General features: G+C 69.7%; 14 protein-coding genes. 7 read left to right on the top strand and 7 right to left on the bottom strand.

The annotated features are described in order from the left end of the window. The first annotated feature begins 13 nt into the window (after window positions 1-13). The 3 genes from EDD27_RS02700 (at window position 14) to rocD (ending at window position 2,631) form a co-directional block, all read left to right on the top strand. Window positions 14-487: an Lrp/AsnC family transcriptional regulator gene (locus tag EDD27_RS02700; protein WP_127930910.1), complete on the top strand. Its 474-nt coding sequence runs from the start codon at window positions 14-16 to the stop codon at window positions 485-487. A 124-nt stretch (window positions 488-611) separates the two neighbouring features. Then, complete coding sequence (gene ddaH / locus EDD27_RS02695; RefSeq protein WP_127930909.1) at window positions 612-1,409, top strand: dimethylargininase; 798 nt, start codon at window positions 612-614, stop codon at window positions 1,407-1,409. A 1-nt stretch (window position 1,410) separates the two neighbouring features. After that, window positions 1,411-2,631: an ornithine--oxo-acid transaminase gene (gene rocD, locus EDD27_RS02690; protein WP_127930908.1), complete on the top strand. Its 1,221-nt coding sequence runs from the start codon at window positions 1,411-1,413 to the stop codon at window positions 2,629-2,631. 122 nt (window positions 2,632-2,753) lie between these two features. Here the strand turns inward: rocD and EDD27_RS02685 are convergent, their stop codons facing one another. From EDD27_RS02685 to EDD27_RS02670, 4 genes are all read right to left on the bottom strand, one after another. After that, window positions 2,754-3,983 (bottom strand): CU044_5270 family protein, encoded by a 1,230-nt coding sequence (locus EDD27_RS02685; RefSeq protein WP_127930907.1) that lies wholly within the window; start codon window positions 3,981-3,983, stop codon window positions 2,754-2,756. After that, window positions 3,976-4,572 carry an RNA polymerase sigma factor gene (locus EDD27_RS02680; RefSeq protein ID WP_241563829.1) on the bottom strand — a complete coding sequence of 199 codons (597 nt, stop codon included), beginning with the start codon at window positions 4,570-4,572 and terminating at the stop codon, window positions 3,976-3,978. The genes EDD27_RS02685 and EDD27_RS02680 overlap by 8 nt, the downstream gene beginning before the upstream one ends. 65 nt (window positions 4,573-4,637) lie before the next feature. Further along, entirely contained in the window at window positions 4,638-5,354 is a 717-nt protein-coding gene (locus tag EDD27_RS02675) for a class I SAM-dependent methyltransferase (RefSeq protein ID WP_241563828.1), read from the bottom strand. A gap of 21 nt (window positions 5,355-5,375) precedes the next feature. Further along, window positions 5,376-6,932: an alkaline phosphatase D family protein gene (locus EDD27_RS02670; protein ID WP_164903439.1), complete on the bottom strand. Its 1,557-nt coding sequence runs from the start codon at window positions 6,930-6,932 to the stop codon at window positions 5,376-5,378. Window positions 6,933-7,149: 217 nt separating this feature from the next. On the opposite strand from EDD27_RS02670, the gene EDD27_RS02665 reads away from it, so the two are divergent. The 4 genes from EDD27_RS02665 (at window position 7,150) to EDD27_RS02650 (ending at window position 12,073) form a co-directional block, all read left to right on the top strand. Then, the gene (locus tag EDD27_RS02665; RefSeq protein ID WP_127930905.1) at window positions 7,150-8,427 is read left to right on the top strand and encodes a Glu/Leu/Phe/Val family dehydrogenase; all 1,278 of its coding nucleotides are present in this window, start codon (window positions 7,150-7,152) and stop codon (window positions 8,425-8,427) included. A 396-nt stretch (window positions 8,428-8,823) separates the two neighbouring features. After that, window positions 8,824-10,191, top strand: a complete 1,368-nt coding sequence (locus EDD27_RS02660; protein ID WP_127930904.1) for an APC family permease — start codon at window positions 8,824-8,826, stop codon at window positions 10,189-10,191. Next, window positions 10,188-11,192, top strand: coding sequence for an acetamidase/formamidase family protein (locus EDD27_RS02655; RefSeq protein WP_127930903.1), 1,005 nt, complete (start codon window positions 10,188-10,190; stop codon window positions 11,190-11,192). Before EDD27_RS02660 ends, EDD27_RS02655 begins: the two co-directional genes overlap by 4 nt. Window positions 11,193-11,248: 56 nt before the next feature. After that, window positions 11,249-12,073 (top strand): trypsin-like serine peptidase, encoded by an 825-nt coding sequence (locus EDD27_RS02650; protein WP_127930902.1) that lies wholly within the window; start codon window positions 11,249-11,251, stop codon window positions 12,071-12,073. Here the strand turns inward: EDD27_RS02650 and EDD27_RS02645 are convergent. Genes EDD27_RS02645 through EDD27_RS02635 form a run of 3 tightly spaced genes read right to left on the bottom strand, consistent with a single transcriptional unit; the run spans window position 12,057 to window position 14,208 of the window. After that, window positions 12,057-12,944 carry a Gfo/Idh/MocA family protein gene (locus EDD27_RS02645; protein WP_127930901.1) on the bottom strand — a complete coding sequence of 296 codons (888 nt, stop codon included), beginning with the start codon at window positions 12,942-12,944 and terminating at the stop codon, window positions 12,057-12,059. The two genes, EDD27_RS02650 and EDD27_RS02645, sit on opposite strands and share 17 nt — an antisense overlap. Then, entirely contained in the window at window positions 12,941-13,852 is a 912-nt protein-coding gene (locus tag EDD27_RS02640) for an NAD-dependent epimerase/dehydratase family protein (RefSeq protein ID WP_127930900.1), read from the bottom strand. The genes EDD27_RS02645 and EDD27_RS02640 overlap by 4 nt, the downstream gene beginning before the upstream one ends. Window positions 13,853-13,854: 2 nt before the next feature. Further along, window positions 13,855-14,208, bottom strand: a complete 354-nt coding sequence (locus EDD27_RS02635) for a YrdB family protein (protein ID WP_127930899.1) — start codon at window positions 14,206-14,208, stop codon at window positions 13,855-13,857. Window positions 14,209-14,219: the final 11 nt, after the last annotated feature.

Here is a 14,219-nt window from a genome sequence, read left to right as displayed (position 1 = left end):
GTATACAGGGCCCGTGGAACTGGACCGGCTCGATCGTGACATCATCGCGGCGCTCGTCGACGACGCCCGCGCGACCTACGCGGAGATCGGCCACCAGGTGGGGCTGAGCGCGTCGGCGGTCAAGCGGCGGGTGGACCGGCTGCTCGACAGCGGGGCGATCACCGGGTTCAGCGCCATCGTGTCGCCGCAGGCGCTCGGCTGGACGACCGAGGCGTACGTGGAGTTGTTCTGCCAGGGCAAGACGAAGCCGTCGGACATCGCGCTGGCGGTCGCCAAGTTCCCCGAGGTGGTGGGGGCGGCCACGATCACCGGCGAGGCGGACGCGTTACTGCACATCAGGGCGACGGACGTGCGGCATGTGGAGCGGGTGATCGAGCGCATCGCGGCGCAGTCCTTCGTGGTCAGGACCAAGAGCTCCATCGTGTTGTCGCGGCTCGTGGACGCCCCTCCGGGGGTCGTACGCAATGGATCGGACACCACGAGCTGAGAGACGCAACAGACCCGCGCAAACACGCAATGCAACGGCTTGGCCTGCATAAACATACATTCTTAGGCTGTCTCCGTCCCCTTCGATCAGGGACATCCGCCCATAAAGCTCGACGGAGACCTGCATGCCCAAACACTTCCTGATGTGCCGTCCGGACTACTTCACGGTCGAGTACGCGATCAATCCGTGGATGCATCCCGAGACCGGCGCCGACCGCGACGTGGCAGTCCGGCAGTGGGAGGGACTGAAGGCCGCCTACGAGGAGCTCGGCCACCAGGTGAGCCTGATCGACCCGATCGAGGGCCTCCCGGACATGGTGTTCGCCGCCAACGGCGCGCTGGTCGTGGGCGGGCGCGTCTACGGCGCCAGGTTCGCCTACCCGCAGCGCGGCCCCGAAGGACCGGCCTACCTGCGGTGGTTCGCCGAGCGCGGCTACCCGGTGCAGGCGCCGCAGCACGTCAACGAGGGTGAGGGAGACTTCCTCACGCTCGACGACGTCATCCTGGCCGGCACGGGCTTCCGCACCGAGGTGGTCGCCCACCAGGAGGCGCAGGAATACCTGGGCCGCCCGGTGATCTCGCTGACCCTGGTCGACCCCCGCTTCTACCACCTCGACACGGCGCTGTTCCCGCTCGACGGCCAGAACGTCGCCTACTACCCGGAGGCCTTCTCCGCGGGCAGCAGGGAGGTGCTGCGCCGGATGTTCCCCGACGCGGTGCTCGCCACCGCCGAGGACGCCGAGGTGCTCGGCCTGAACGCGGTCAGCGACGGCACGAACGTGGTCATCAACGCCGAGGCCTCCGGCCTGCAGTTGGAGCTCAAGCGCCGTGGGTACGAGGTCATTCCGGTCGATCTCTCGGAGCTGCGCAAGGCGGGCGGTGGCCCCAAGTGCTGCACACTGGAGATCAGGGGGGAGAACTGACATGACCAGCAGCGCAGAGCTGATCGAGCTGAGCGAGCTCCGCAGCGCACACAACTATCATCCGCTGCCCGTCGTGATCCACGAGGCGAGCGGGGCGTGGGTCACCGACGTGGACGGCAAGCGGTACCTGGACTGCCTGTCCGGCTACTCGTCGCTCAACTTCGGCCACGGCAACCCGAAGATCATCGAGGCCGCCCAGGAGCAGCTGCGGCGGCTGACCCTGACCAGCCGCGCCTTCTACCACGACCAGTTCGCCCGGTTCTGCGCCGGTCTTGGGGACCTCACCAGCAAGGACATGATCCTGCCCATGAACACCGGCGCCGAGGCCGTCGAGACCGCCATCAAGGTGGCGCGCAAGTGGGGGTACGAGGTCAAGGGCGTCGAGCCGGACCTCGCCAACATCATCGTGATGGAGAACAACTTCCACGGCCGCACCACCACGATCATCAGCTTCTCGACCGACCCTGACGCGCACGACGACTTCGGGCCGTACACGCCGGGGTTCCGGATCGTGCGGTACGGGTCCATCGAGGCGATCAGGGACGCCGTCGACGCCAACACCGTCGGCGTACTGGTCGAGCCGATCCAGGGCGAGGCCGGGGTGCTGGTGCCGCCGGACGGCTATCTGACCGACATCCGGGAGCTGTGCACGGCCGAGGGCATCCTCATGATCGCCGACGAGATCCAGTCGGGGCTGGGGCGGACCGGGCAGACGTTCGCGTGCGACCACGAAGGGGTCGTGCCCGACATCTACGTCTTGGGCAAGGCGCTCGGCGGCGGCGTCGTCCCCGTGTCGGCCATCGCGGCCAACCGGGACGTGCTCGGGGTCATCCATCCCGGGCAGCACGGGTCCACGTTCGGCGGGAACCCGCTGGCGTGCGCGGTCGGCAACGCGGTCATCGAGATCCTCAGCACCGGCGAGTACCAGTCCAGGGCCGCCAAGCTCGGCGAGGTGCTGCATGCCCGGCTGCGCGAGCTGATCGGCAAGGGTGTCGTCGAGGTGCGTGGGCGGGGGCTGTGGGCCGGTGTGGACATCTCCCCTGATCTCGCCACCGGTCGTGAGGTGTCGAAGGCGCTGATGAAGCGGGGCGTGCTCGCCAAGGACACGCACGGGTCCACGATCCGGCTGGCTCCGCCGATCGTCGTCTCCGAGGAGGATCTCCTCTGGGCGATCGACCAGCTCGCCGATGCCCTCTACGAGCTCAAAATTCAAAAGCCTTAGGTTCTTTACGGCTGCGCCGGGTGGGCCCAACCGCCCTACGTGGCTGGGCCCTGTCCAGGGAGACGGTCCTGTGGTTCACGGGGCCGGGCGCCGTTACGGCGCCCGGGCACCTCGGTCCGTGGTCAGTTGTCGGCCGGCGGCTCCTCGGTCGGTTCGTTGGCTGTCGGTTGCTTTTCGGCGGGCACAGAGTCCTCGGTCGGCGCCGCTTCCTCCTCCGGCATCGGCTCGTCCTCCGGTACCGGCTCGTCCTCCGGCATCGGCTCGTCCTCCGGCATCGGCTCGTCCTCCGGTACCGGCTCCTCTGTCGGGGCGGCTGAGGACGAGGGGTTCGGCTCGGCGGAGGGGCAGGGTTCGGCGGGCCTGGGTGGGGCTGGGGACTTGGGGAGTTCGTTCACCACTGAGGCGTTGAGCTGGGCCGTCAGGGCCAGGACGCTTCCCGCGGGGGCTCCCACGCCCTTGTCCTCCACGACCGTCTGCCGCTCCCCCAGGTACATGTGCGTGGACGGGTCGAAGATGGCCTGGGTGAGCGTTCCCTGCGGGTCCATGCGGCCGAGTGCCACCCCCTTGCGGCCCGCCGAATCCGCCACGTCCTCGGCGATCTGGACGCCGGGGATGGTCTTGGCGGCCTCGAACAGCGCATCGCGCTGGGCCTTCGGCAGGTACGTCTCCCTGACCAGGTCCATGATGCGGGTGAAGGCCACCGCGTCCGGATCGACGCTTTTGCCGCCATCCGCCTGGCCGTCGATCCCCCGGTAGATGTGCTCGCGCATCGCGGTGGCGTCGGCCGGCAGGGTGCTGAGGAAGGTGTAGGCGGTGCCGGCGCGGGTGCCGGGACACGACGGCAGCACGAACCAGACGGAGCCCTTGTGCTCCCCCTTGGCGGACTCCGGCAGCTCGCGGCCCGGCCACGGCCTGGGCTCGCGGCTCTCGATCAGCAGCAGGCCGTCGGCGCCGCCGTCCACCGATTGCCAGATCTTCCTGTGTGTCCGGTAGAGGTGCCGGGTCTCCTCGCCGTTCTTGCCGACCGCGTACGAGCCGTACATCGTGTCGGACTCGATCAGGATGTACTGCCCGGGCCGGGGGTCGAGCTCGTCGGAGACGGCGGCCGACTGGATCAACGTCGTCGTGCCGCCGCCCTGGTTCGACAGGGTCACCGCCACGCCGCCGATCAGCGCAGCCGTCACCCCGAACGCGGCCGCGGCCTGCCAGCCCAGCCGCGGCAGACGAAAGCGGCCACCCGCTCCCCGCGCCTCCGCCAGCAGCCGCGCCCGCGCCCGCGCGCGGGCCTCGGCCCGGTACGGCGGAACCGCCGGCCTGCCGTCGGCGAACTCGCGGATCTCGTCGTCATCCATGGTGGGGCTCCTCTGCTGCTGCGAAGGGATCGATGCCGCCGAGTGCCCTGCGCACCTTGACGCGCAGCCGATGCAGCCTGGACCGGACGGTGCCGACGGGCACGCCCAGCGCGATCGCCGCGTCCTCGTAGGTCAGGTCGGCCCAGGCCACCAGCAGCAGCAGGTCGCGTTCGCTCGTGCTCAGCCTGGTCAGCGCCCTGGCCAGCCGGGGCTGGAGCTGCGCGGCGGTGACCCGGTCGGCGCTGCGCTCGTCGAACGTGCCCGGGCGCTCCACACCGACCTTGGCCATGGCCGCGGTACGCCGCCTCTCCGCCCTGCGGTGCTGGGCGACGACCTTGGTCGCGATGCCGTACAACCAGGGCCGGGCATCGGGCCAGGAGCGGTCGTAGCGGGCCCGCCCGCGGAAGGCGACGAGGAACACCTCCCCCGTCACGTCCTCGGCCAGCTCCGCCCCGAGACGCCGCGCCGCGTACCTGTGGATCTCGTCGGCGTGCCGGTCGAACAGCGCCGCGAAGCTCTCCGGGTCGCTGAGCGAATGCCCGATCAACGTCGAGTCATCCAGCGTCTCGGGCACATCCTGAACACCCACCACTGTGCCGGTCCTCTCTCATGCGGTCACCCTGTTGTTGACCGCACACCGGAGGCCGGTTCCCACTATTTCAGGACACGCCAGGCCTGCATGCCGTCAGGAGCGGCGTCGCGGGCAAATCCCGCCGCCTCCAGCTCGGCGAACAGGCGCTCCCCCGCCGGCCAGTGGCCCACGGAGACCACCTCGTCCTCGCTCATCACCATGCCGCACTGCTTGACGCGGTAGACATAGCGGGCCTTGACCGACTCGCCGGCGACCGCGAGCACCTGGCCCGCGACCTCGTAGATGTGCCTGCCGACCCGGTAGGAGCCGACGACCTCCAGCTCGCCCGGCTCGGGATTGGTGCGTTCGCGCCAGTTGAACAGCAACAACCCGCCGGGTTCGAGCTGCCTGCGCAACGTCCGCCACAGCTCGGGCCGCTGCTCGGCGTCGAAGCTCTGCAACACCGAGATCATCACGATGGCCTCGACAGGCTCGTCGGCCTCCGCCTCCAGCGCCCCGCACGGCAGCACCGTCACCCGACTCAGCGCATCGGGGTCCTCGGCCAGCCGGTTGACCAGCACGGATCGCATGCCGAACGACGGCTCGACGGCGTAGACCTCCGCGGGCGTCTCCTCCAGGATCACGCGGGTGATCAGGCCGGTGCCCGCGCCGATCTCCATGACGCTGCGGCGTACGCCTTTCAGCAGCGGCGGCAGCACCTCGCGGATCATCGGGACGTGCCCGTCCTCGTGCCACAGGTCGTAGAACGGCACGGCGAGGGAATAGTTGTCGTCATCCACAGGGAGATACGATAACCGTTTTCACCGCAGTCGTACAGAATCGATCTGCCTGAGGACCTCGCCTTTGGAGTCGTACCAGGTCACCTCGTCGGGCAGGGTGAGAGTGGCGATGGCGTTCTGGAACCACGGGCCCTTGGTGATCCGCCAGCGGAACGGCGGCCGCGGCACCCGCGCCAGACGCGCCAGCAGGCCGCCCACCATGGTGGCGATGGAGAACTGGGCGACCACGTTGGCCCAGCGCAGCATGGGGCTGAGCGGGTTGCGGATCGGCGAGCAGACCACCTGGTGGACGGTGCCGCGGTCGGCCGTGGCCAGGTAGGAGAAGTGCACGTCGCCGGAGAGGATCAGCACCGGCTTGCCGAGCCCGATGAACAACCTGGACAGATCGTCGAACGAGCGCCGGAACGCCGCCCAGTGCTCCAGGTCGATGGCCTGCCGGAACTTCTCCGACCACCGCCGCACCACCGGGCCCCACGCGCCGTCGCACAGGGCCTCGTTCCAGCTCTGCACCCCGTGCACCCCCTCGGGCAGCAGGAACGGGATCGACGAGCCGATGATCAGGCGCTCGGCCGGGGCGGCGACCTGCTCCTCGAGCCAGGCCTGCTCCGCCGGGTCCAGCATGCGGCGCGCGCCGGGCGTGAGCTGCCTGGCGCACCGGGTGTCCACCATGATGAGCCGGGCCGGCCCGAGGTCACGGGCGTAGCTCCAGCGGCTGCTCGACGGCTCGGCGTCGGCCTTCTCGGCGAAGGCGTCCAGCACGTCGCCGCCGTCACGGCCGCCGAGATCGAGCAGCGTACGCAGCAGCGGATCGGCCGCGCGCTCGGCCGGCGAGAGATTGCCGAGGTGCTGGTAGACCCAGTACGCGCCGAGCCCGGCGACCACCCGGCGGCGCCACCAGCTCGTCCTGGCCATCTCCTCGCGCCAGGGCTGCGAGGTGTTCCAGTCGTCACGCAGGTCGTGGTCGTCGAAGATCATCGCCGTCGGCACGGTGGACAGTAACCACCGGATCTCGGGGTCGCTCCACGCCTGGCGGTAGAGCTCGGCGTACTCCTCGAAGTCGGCGATCTCCCCCTGCGGCTCGGTGCTCCGGCGGGCGCGGATGTAGGCGAGCATCTCGGGCGACGGGCTGTCGGCGTAGACCTGGTCGCCGAGGAGCAGGAGCAGGTCGGGCCACTCCTCGTCGCCGGAGTCCGCCAGATGGCGGCCGTAGGAGCGCAGGACGTCCTCGCCCTGGGTGCGGACGTGCGCCGCGTCATGCGGAACGCTGGTCCGGCACGACCCGAACGCCAGCCGGCGCGCCCCTTCCGGGGGCAGGAGCCGGATCCGGCTGGGCGGGCGACCCGCCAGGGGCCATACCTGCTCCCCGCCGAGGCTCACCGAATACGAGGGGATATCCTGGGAGAGCTCTACGAGATCCACGATCGCGTAGTGGTGTCCGTGCACGGTGAAGGTAGGCGACCGGTAAGCCCTGCCACCCGCTTCGACAGTGACCGTGCAGGGTTCGGCGGACTCCACCCAGATCGAGGCGCTGTCGGCACCGACGTGTCGCAGCATCGGCCCCACCACCAGTGCGGGCATCCCACCTCCGATGTCACGATTCGGCACAACCTCGTGGCCCAAGCCTGCCAGAGTGGCACGGTCCACAGCATCCCGTATCAGCGGCCTGGATTTTTACCAACAACTAGGCAAGGTCAAATCCCCCGCTCTAGGATGATCGCGACAACATCGCCCAGAAGGTGAAGGCAATGGCGCTTTCCCTACAAATAGGGCGTATATACCAGGAGGAATCTCTTCCATGAGCATCTTGGTGCCGTCAAAGACGCCGGCGCTGATCACTCCGGGCCGTCAGGCCCTCGACTCCGCACTCCACCAGCTCGACCAGGCGGCCGAGCACCTCGGGCTCGACCACGGGCTCCGCACGGTGCTGGCCACGCCCCGCCGCTCACTGACCGTCTCGGTCCCTGTGCGGCGTGAGGACGGACGCCTCGACGTCGTCCAGGGCTTCCGCGTCCAGCACAACGTCTCGCGCGGCCCCGCCAAGGGCGGCATCCGCTTTCATCCCGGCACGGACATCCACGAGGTGACCGCGCTCGCGATGTGGATGACGTGGAAATGCGCGCTGGTCGGCATCCCGTACGGCGGCGCCAAAGGCGGCGTGGCCGTGGACCCGACCGGGCTCACCACCCGCGAGCTCGAACGCATGACCCGCCGCTACGTCAACGAGATCCTGCCGCTGATCGGCCCGGAGAAGGACATCCCGGCTCCCGACGTCGGCACGGACGAGCAGACCATGGCCTGGATCATGGACACCTACAGCGTCAGCGCGGGCTACTCGGTGCCCGGCGTGGTCACCGGCAAGCCGATGACGCTGGGCGGCTCGCTCGGGCGCTCCGGCGCGACCGCGCGCGGCGTGCAGATCGCCACGCTGTCCGCGCTCGGCCGCTCGCCGGAGGGTGTGACCGTGGCCGTGCAGGGGTTCGGCAAGGTGGGCGCGCTGACCGCTCAATACCTCGCCGACGCCGGCTGCAAGGTGGTGGCGGTCTCCGACATCACGGGGGCGGTGTACGCCTCCGGCGGGCTCGACATCGCCGGCCTGCGTACGCGGGCGGCCGAGACCGGCGGCGTGCACGGCTACCGCCACGCCGACGCACTGCCCCTCGACGACCTGCTGGAGCTGGACGTGGACGTCCTGATCCCGGCGGCGCTGGAAGGGGCTATCACCGAGGCGAACGCGCCGCGCATCCGCGCCCGCCTCATCGTGGAGGGCGCCAACGGCCCCACCACCCCGGAGGCCGACGAGATCCTGAACGCGGGCGGGGCCACGATCGTGCCCGACATCCTCGCCAACGCGGGCGGGGTGATCGTGTCGTACCTGGAGTGGGTGCAGAACATGCAGGCCTACTCCTGGAGCTCCGGGGAGGTCGAGCTCAAGCTGCGCGACCTCATGGAGAGCGCGTTCTCCGAGGTGAAGTCCATGGCCGCGGCCCGCGGGCTGACGCTGAGGCAGGCGGCGCACGTCATCGGCGTGGGCCGCGTCGCCGAGGCCCACCAGATGCGGGGCCTCTACCCGTGACCGCCGGACGGGGGCTCGCCCTGGCGGGCTCCCGTCATCACTTGATCAGTACCGCCTACTGGCCCTCATACACCGGTACGTGGCCAGGATGTCGAGGCGGCGCGTGACGGCCTGATCCACGACGAGACGCTCGGCACCGGCATCGACGACGCGCCGGCCCACGGGGGTGTTCGAGGGCTGGGTGGCGCGCACACGCCCGCCTGCAGTGGCTGCACGCCGAGGCCACGGAGTCACAGCGGGAGGGCGCTCGCCGCCGCGCCACCGCGCACGCCGCCCTCTTCGCCCGGGCGATCACACGCTGAACAACGGCCTCGGATTCGTTCCGTAGAGATCTTTTCCGTATAAGACTTTGCCTCTAATGTGCGAATCGCCCCCCAAAGCAGCGAGGAGCTGTACATGAGCACACTTGAGCAGTTCGGCTACCGCCAGGAGCTCAACCGTTCCTTAGGCTTCGCCGATCTGATGATCTATGGCTTGATCTTCATGGTGCCGATCGCGCCGTTCGGCATCTTCGGAAACGTCTTCGCCGTCTCCCACGGCATGGTGGCGCTCGCGTACGTCATCGGGCTCGTCGCGATGGCGTTCACGGCGCTGTCGTACGCGCAGATGGCCCGGGCCTTCCCGATGGCCGGTTCGGTCTACACCTACGCCGGGCGCGGCATCGGCGCGCCGGTCGGTTTCATGGCGGGATGGGCGATCCTGCTCGACTATGTGCTCGTGCCGGGACTGCTCTACCTGGTGGCCAGCGTGGCCATGAACTCGTTCGTCCCCGCGATCCCCGTCTGGGCGTGGCTGGTCGCGTTCGTCGTGCTCAACACTGTGGTGAACTATCTCGGCATCCAGATGACGGCCAGGATCACCAGGATCATGCTGGTGGCCGAGCTGGCGGTGCTGGCGATCTTCCTGGTGGTCGGCGGCATCGCGCTGGCCCAGGGCAAGGCGCAGACCGGCTTCTTCACGCCGATCTTCGACTCATCCGGGTTCGAATGGAACGTGGTGCTGGCCGCCGCGTCGGTGGCCGTGCTGTCGTTCCTCGGCTTCGACGGCATCTCGACGCTGGCGGAGGAGAACCGCGAGGACGCGCAGCGGCTCGGCCGCTCCATGGTGGCCGCGCTGGGGCTGGCCGCGGTGTTGTTCGTGGTCCAGACGTGGGTGGCGGCGCTGCTGACGCCCAACAGGGACAACTTGATCGCGAACGGCGACCCGGCCGGCAGCGCGTTCTACGACACCGCCGCGTTCGCCGGCGGAACCTGGCTGTCGGTGCTCACCGCCGTGGCCACGGCCGTCGCGTGGGGCTTCGCCAACTCGCTGGTCGCCCAGGCGGCCACCTCCCGCCTGCTGTTCGCGATGGGCCGCGACCGCCAGCTGCCCTCGTTCCTCGGCAAGGTGGACCCCAAGCACAAGGTGCCGGTCAACGCGACCCTCGTCGTGGCGGCGATCTCGCTGATCCTCGGCATCTACATGAGCACCAGGGAGAACGGCATCGGAGAGCTGGCCTCGCTGGTCAACTTCGGCGCCATGACCGCGTTCCTGCTCCTGCACGTCTCCGTCGTCGTGTACTACGTCATCAAGCGGGGCAGCCGCAACTGGCTCGCGCACCTGATCGCGCCCGCTATCGGCTTCGTCGTGCTGGTGGCCGTCGTGGTCAACCAGAACGTGCACGCCCAATGGGTCGGCGGCATCTGGCTCGCCATCGGCCTGGTCGCCCTCGGCATCACCTACGTCATGGGCCGCAGGCCTGTGCTTCCCAAGGAGGTCCAGTGAACGTCGTGTCCTACCATCCCTCGCCTGAGGAGCTGAGCTACACCTTCGGGGGACGCCCGGCCCTGGGCAAGGTGCGTCCGGGCACGATCCTGGAGTTGTACACCGAGGACTGCTTCGGCGGCCTGGTGCGGAGCGTCGAGGACCTGCCGTCGCAGGTGTGCGAGTTCCCGTACCTCAACCCGGTGACGGGGCCGTTCCACGTGGAGGGGGCCGAGCCCGGAGACACCCTCGCCCTGCACTTCATCAAGATCACCCCGGCCAGGGACTGGGCGGTGTCGACCACGTTCCCGCACTTCGGAGCGCTGACCAGCACCCACACCACGGCCACGCTACAGCCGCCGCTCGAGGAGCGGGTCTGGCGCTACGACATCGACCTCGCCAAGGGCGTGGCCGTCTACCACGCCCGCAACAGCGACTTCAGCGTGGAGCTGCCGCTCGACCCGATGCACGGCACGGTCGGCGTGGCCCCGGGCGCGAACGAGGCCCGCATGACGATCACCCCGGACGCGCACGGCGGCAACATGGACACCCCCGAGCTGCGTGCCGGCGTCACCGTCTACCTGGGCGTCAACGTCGAGGGCGGGATGTTCGCGATCGGCGACGGGCACGGCCTGCAGGGGCACGGCGAGGTGTGCGGCACCGCGGTCGAGTCGGCCATGAACACCGTGGTCGCGGTGGAGCTGATCAAGGGTGTGGCCACGCCGTGGCCGCGGCTGGAGGACGACCTGCACCTGATGTCGACGGGGTCGGCCCGGCCGCTGGAGGACGCGTACCGGATCAGCCAGCACGACCTGGTCACCTGGGCCTCGGAGCTGACCGGACTGGACACGCTCGACGCCTATCAGCTGGTCAGCCAGGCCGGGCAGGCGCCGGTGGGCAACGTGTGCGACACCAACTACACGATGGTCGCCAAGATGCCGAAGGCCTATCTCGGGGACACAGCCGTCTATGAGGACGCGCACGCCCGGCTGCGGGCCCTGGGTTCCCAATACACAGGTTAGGTAAACAATGATTGTGGCAGGTCAGGGCACTGATCATCTTCTGCTAACTGTGGAGGGTGCTCAGGTTGGTGCTGTCCCTGGTCCTGCTCGATCCAGCCGCCGTCGCCGAGGTGTCGCAACGTAACATCCCCGTTCCCCAAGTGCTGACCCCGAACGGGGATCAACTCGGTTACGCCCCCGTCCCGCGCCCCATCACGGGGGCGCGGCGGCTCACGGGGGTGCTGGTCGGCCAGGACCCCGTCACGCGGCGGGACGTGATGTGCGGGGGGACGGTGATCGGCTCGCGCAGCCGCAGCCTGGTGCTGACGGCCGCGCACTGCCTCTATCACCAGGGCCGCGTGCTGCGGCACCTCGCCTTCCTGCCGGGTTACGACCGGGGGCGGCCGGTCCTGGGGGTGTGGCCGGTCGTGCGTACGTGGGTGCCGGCCAGGTGGCGGAACCGGCCGTACTCGCCCGACCTGCTGCCGTACGACGTCGGCCTGGTGGGGGTGGCGGGGCCGAAGCGCCCGCTGGAGGACGTGACCGGGCGCGGGCTGCGGGCGTTGCCCACCGTCAGGGGCACCGCGCTGCGCGGACTGGAGCTGCTCGGCTACCCCGCGGGCAAGAGGTATCCGGTGATGCGGCTGCACCGGTGCCTGGGCGACGCCGTCGAGGGCGTCTCCGAGGGGCCCGGGCTGATGGTCACGCGTAACTGCCACGCCGCCGCCGGCGGCAGCGGCGGCCCCGCGCTGTACGGCGGCGCGATCGCGGGCGTCGTGTCGTCGTCCAGCCCGATGCGTGACGCGAAGGGGTACACCGTGATGACCAGGCTGGGCGGCCGGCCCTTCGAGCGCATGTTCGCCAGGGCCGACCGGGCGATGCAGGTCAAACGGCCCGGCTGACGATCTCCTCACAGAGGGCGTGGGTGCGCAGGGCGTCCTCGGCGTCGATCCTGCGGCCCTCGCGGACGGCGGTGAGGAACTCCAGGCAGATCTGCTCGATGCCGCGCTGCCTCGCCACGGGCACCCAGTCGGGCCGCCGGGCGAGCCGCTCGCCGTCGCGGTAGTCGATGATGTCGCCGAGGTTGACCACGCGGCGTTTGACGCCGTCGCCCATGGCCTCGCAGGTCTCTTCGGCAGCGCCACTCATCCTGTTCATGACGCCGATGGCGGTGAAACCGTCGCCGGACAACTCCAGGACCATGTGCTCGATCAGGCCGTTCATGACGCGGGTGCGGATCGTGGTGCCGGTGATCGCGCCGGGGGCGAGGAAGCGGAGCGTGTCCACCACATGGATGAAGTCATCAAATATCGCCCGACGGGGTTCGTCGGGGTGGTTGTGGCGGTTCTTCTCCATGAGGATGAGGTGACGGGGATGGGCGGCGAGTCCGACATATCCGGGTGCGTAGCGGCGGTTGAAGCCGACCATCAGCGACCTGTTCTCGGCCTTCGCCAGCCGTACGAGGTGCTCTGACTCCGCCAGCGTGTACGCGATCGGCTTGTCGACATAAACGTGGACCCCGGCGGCGAGCAGCCGCCCGACGATCTCCGGATGCACGTCGGTGGCGGCGTGCACGAACGCCGCGTCGATCCCCGCTTTGATCACCTCGTCCACGCTCGTCGACCGGCGGGCGATGCGATAGGCGTCGCCGAGCCGGTCGAGCCGGGCACTGTTGCGGGTGCAGAGGTGGAGGTCGAGGGCGGGCTGAGCGGCGAGCACGGGCAGGTAGGCCTTCTCCGCGATGTCGCCCAGGCCGATCATGGCTATCTTCACCCGTCGAGCGTAGCTTTGAGCGCCTCGTCGATCGGGGTAGGCGCGACTCCGAACGTGCGCTGGAAGGCCGACGAGTCGAGCACGAACGGCTCGGTGAACTGGTAGCGGACGTGCCCGAGCTCGCCCAGCATGGGCGAGAACAGCCCGGCCGCCCGCACCACGGGCCACGGCAGCTGCATCATCCGAGGCGCGGGGCGGCCGAGCAGCGCGGCCGCCCGCTTCCCCATCTCGCGGAAGGTCACCGGCTCGGCGGTCGGCACGTGCCAGGGGCGGCCCCAGGCGCGCTCGTCCCGGCCCGCCACGATCAGGGCGTCGGCCACGTCGGGCAGGTACGTGAAGCTGTGCGGCACGTCGGCCGGCCAGACGAGCTGGATCGTCTTGCCCGCCCTGAGCGGGACCAGGAACCGGTCGCCCAGGTAGGACTGGTCGGTCGCGCCCGGGCCGAAGTAGTCCGAGCCGCGCACCTCGGTCGCCCTGATCCGGCCGGCCTCGTGAGCGGCCCGGGCGTCGGCCCACATCTTGGCGCGTACCTGCGCCTTGGGACTGGTCGAGGCGAGCGGCAGGTCCTCGGTCATCGGGACCGAGACGGGCCCGTACGGGTAGAGGTTGCCGAGCATCACGTAAACGGCGCCGCCGGCCTCGGCGGCGGCCAGGAAGGACTCGGCCATCGGCGGCCAGTCGGTGAGCCAGCGGTGGTACTTCGGATTGACGCAGTTGTAGAGGACGTCCGCCCCTCGGGCGATCTCGATCATCCTGTTCTTGTCGGCCACGTCCGCGGCCACCCTCACCGCGCCTTCGGGTCCGCCGCCCGAGCGGGTCACGACGGTGACCTCGTGCCCCTGAGCGAGGAGCTTGGTGGCCAGGTGCGTGCCGACCTGGCCGGAGCCCACCACGATGTGCTTACCCATGATCAGACCTGCTTCCAGACGATGCGGAGTACCGCGTTGAGGACGAAGAGCGCGAAGAAGACGGCCGCGGAGGTCGTCAGGCCGGAGGCGTAGAGCGCCAGGGCGCCGCCGCCGAACCAGAGGATCTCCAGCGCGGCGCGGGCCAGGCCGGTGAGCGGGAAGGTGGCGTTCGCGCCGCCGCCGGCGCCGAACAGCGCCCACGCGGCGATGAACAGCGCCGGCCCGCCGAGCCCGGCCAGGAGCTTGATCGCCCAGCTGGGGCTGAGCGTGAACCCCCAGTAGCCCACGGAGAACAGCACGCCGAGCTCCAGGAAGAACATGAGAGCCGCGTTGGCGTGCTTGGCGAGCTGCAGCATGGGAGCTTCCT

This window comes from Nonomuraea polychroma, assembly GCF_004011505.1.
In the GTDB taxonomy this organism is placed as follows: Bacteria; Actinomycetota; Actinomycetes; order Streptosporangiales; family Streptosporangiaceae; genus Nonomuraea; species Nonomuraea polychroma.
This window is presented reverse-complemented; position numbering and strand designations above follow the sequence as displayed.